Below are 2942 nucleotides of genomic sequence, written 5' to 3' on the forward strand. Positions count from 1 at the left end.
TGGAACAAATAACGGTTAAGTCACAACAAGAAGCATTAGCCGAAACGCCGGCGACATTGCTGTCTGGTGAATTGGTGCCGGAAGATAAGTACAACATTAACAATCTGCCTTCCGATGACGGTCTATTGTGGGTTGAATTAACCCCAAAAGAAGCCGAGTCGAACTTTCAGGCGGTAACGTTAGCCTTTGACGGCAACACGCTCAAACAAATGATCATGCGTGATAGTTTTGATCAACGTACACGGCTGACATTCAGTCAGGTTATAGAAAACCCCAGCTTCAAGCAGGATATGTTTAAATTCACGCCACCAGCGGGTATTGATGTCGTGGGTGAAGTGCAGCGGTGAGTTTGTTCGATCAGGTAGAGGATATTGCCAGCCGGCCACTGGCTGATCGCATGCGCCCCAAAACGCTGGATCAGTACATTGGTCAGAACCATCTTCTAGGAGCGGGAAAACCGCTAAGACAGGCCATTGCCTCTGGTCATCCTCATTCAATGATTTTCTGGGGACCTCCCGGAACGGGTAAGACAACGTTGGCAAAACTAATTGCCGGTTATTGCGACTCAGAATTTATGACGATTTCTGCGGTACTTGCAGGCGTAAAAGAAGTTCGTGCAGCAGTGGCCCGAGCACAACAGTTGCAACAAGAGCAGGGACGACGCACCATGCTATTTGTCGATGAGGTGCATCGCTTTAATAAGTCTCAGCAAGATGCATTTTTACCTTACGTCGAAGATGGAACGTTTACCTTTATCGGTGCAACCACTGAGAATCCTTCCTTTGAATTAAATAATGCCTTGTTATCACGAGCACGCGTATATGTACTCAAATCGCTGGAAACTGAGGATTTGAGGCAGATCATTGATAGAGCGATGTCCGATGCTGATTTAGGTTTAGCCGATCGCGGTATCAGTATTGCCGATGCGCTTCGTGATCAACTCGCGCAGACTGCAGACGGTGATGGAAGGCGGGTGCTCAACCTGCTTGAAATAGCCGTGGATCTGGCTGACAGCAAGGGCCAGACTAAAGTCGATGAAGCGGATCTGGCGGAAGTGCTATCCGGCACATTACGACGCTTTGATAAGGGCGGTGAAGCCTTTTACGATCAAATCTCCGCCTTGCATAAGTCAGTGCGAGGCTCATCCCCTGATGCGGCACTTTATTGGTTATGCAGAATGCTTGATGGTGGCTGTGATCCGGTTTACTTGATGCGACGTGTGGTACGCATGGCTGCTGAGGATATCGGGAATGCCGATCCCAGAGGTTTACGCATTGCTCTGGATGCCTGGGAAAGCTTTGATAAATTAGGAAGCCCAGAGGGTGAGCTGGCAATCGCTCAGGCAATTGTCTATCTTGCCTGTGCGCCTAAAAGTAATGCTGTTTATACCGCGTTCAAAGCCGCAATGCATGACGCTAAGGCACATGGGAGTGCGGAAGTACCGGTTCATTTACGTAATGCGCCAACCAAGCTTATGAAAGAGTTGGGTTATGGCAGGGAATATCGTTATGCTCATGATGAGCCGGAAGCCTATGCGGCAGGGGAAGAATATTTCCCTGAATCAATGAGGGAACGAATCTATTACGAACCAGTAAATCGCGGTTTGGAAATTAAAATTGGTGAAAAAATGACCCGACTGCGAGAGATAGATAAACAAGCTAAACGCTGATTCTCCATTACGTTAGAAAGTCGGGTAAATATCGTAACGGGTATTTTTGCTTGTTATAGATACCGATGGTTTCTGCATACCGACATAATCAGCGCCTTTCGGGCGTTTCACTACGACTCTTTTCAGGGCCTTTTTTCGTGCGATACTCAGTAGTTCTTCACTGTCGAGATCCGGGCCTATTAACTGATGCAATAGCTGCATTTCTTTTTTGACCAAAGCGGATTTATCTCGACTTGGATACATCGGATCCAGATAAATGACATCCGGCATAGAGGTCAGCTCGTTAAGGTAGTCAATCGCATTACAATGCGTAATCGACAAGCGCTTCGTGATTTCAGAGATAACATCGTTTTCATTGCCACGGTTGATTGCTTGATATATTAACAGGCTCATTATGCCGCTTTGTTCCAGCATTGAGACGTCACAACCGAGGCTGGCTAAGACAAAAGCATCACGAGCAAAGCCCGCTGTGGCATCGATAATAGTTGGCGTTTGCCCTTTTTTTAGCCCGACCGCCCTTGCTAATGGCTGACCCCGTCCGCCACCAAACTTTCTGCGATGGTCATATTTGCCCGTTGCAAAGTCGATGTTGACCGGGTTTCCCAGTTCAGGAATATGTAGGGAGACTAGGTCTGTACTCACCTGAATCTGAGCCGTATTTAGCGACTTTTCGCGGAGAGGTAACGAAAGCTGTGCTGCTACCTGTTTTGCGAGTAGTAGCGCAGCGTCAGAATCAGCCGATACGGATTCAACTATGTCAGTCAATGTGGGTAATGAAGTCGCCAAACGCACGACTGCCTTTTGCCGTCTCAATGACTTTGACAGGCTTTTCAGTCTGTGCATTAATCACCGTCATATTGCCGCTTCCCCAGTTAGCAACATAAATAAGGCTGCCATCCGAAGTGGTGTCGATACCTTCGGGTGTATCTTCAACCGGTATGGTGTTGGTGACTTGATTCGTTTGAGTATCAATGACCGAAATGTTGCTGTCATCCTGATTGGTTATGTACAGTTTTTTGCCATCCGGACTTACCACGGCGCAATAAGGCCATTCCCCAACCGGAATCGTTGTGACCACTTTAGCGGTTTCAGTATCGATGACGGTGACATCACTACTTTGAACATTGACCGAGTATATAAACTTACCGTCGGGACTAATGGCCATACCAAAAGGTGCTTTACCGGTATCCACGCTGCGTACAACCTGGTAACTCTTCAGATCAATGAATGCCACTGCATTGTCATCGCGGTTGGCAACATACAGTCTTTGCTG

At 47.6% G+C, this 2942-nt stretch carries 4 protein-coding genes; 2 read left to right on the forward strand and 2 right to left on the reverse strand.

Annotated elements, in window-relative coordinates; genetic code table 11:
• Both ACTF5U_RS08915 and ACTF5U_RS08920 read left to right on the forward strand, forming a co-directional pair.
• The coding region (locus ACTF5U_RS08915; protein ID WP_438971277.1) for an outer-membrane lipoprotein carrier protein LolA at positions 1-347 on the forward strand (347 nt) is incomplete at its 5' end.
• Entirely contained in the window at positions 344-1669 is a 1326-nt protein-coding gene (locus ACTF5U_RS08920) for a replication-associated recombination protein A (RefSeq protein WP_438971278.1), read from the forward strand. The genes ACTF5U_RS08915 and ACTF5U_RS08920, both read left to right, overlap by 4 nt.
• A 12-nt stretch (positions 1670-1681) precedes the next feature.
• Here the strand turns inward: ACTF5U_RS08920 and ACTF5U_RS08925 are convergent, their stop codons facing one another.
• The gene (locus tag ACTF5U_RS08925; protein ID WP_438971279.1) at positions 1682-2455 is read right to left on the reverse strand and encodes a class I SAM-dependent methyltransferase; all 774 of its coding nucleotides are present in this window, start codon (positions 2453-2455) and stop codon (positions 1682-1684) included.
• Positions 2427-2942, reverse strand: a 516-nt coding sequence (locus ACTF5U_RS08930) for a YncE family protein (RefSeq protein ID WP_438971280.1), incomplete at its 5' end; no start/stop codon positions are given. The genes ACTF5U_RS08925 and ACTF5U_RS08930, both read right to left, overlap by 29 nt.

It is taken from the genome of Methylophaga sp. (assembly GCF_965655755.1).
In the GTDB taxonomy this organism is placed as follows: domain Bacteria; phylum Pseudomonadota; class Gammaproteobacteria; order Nitrosococcales; family Methylophagaceae; genus Methylophaga.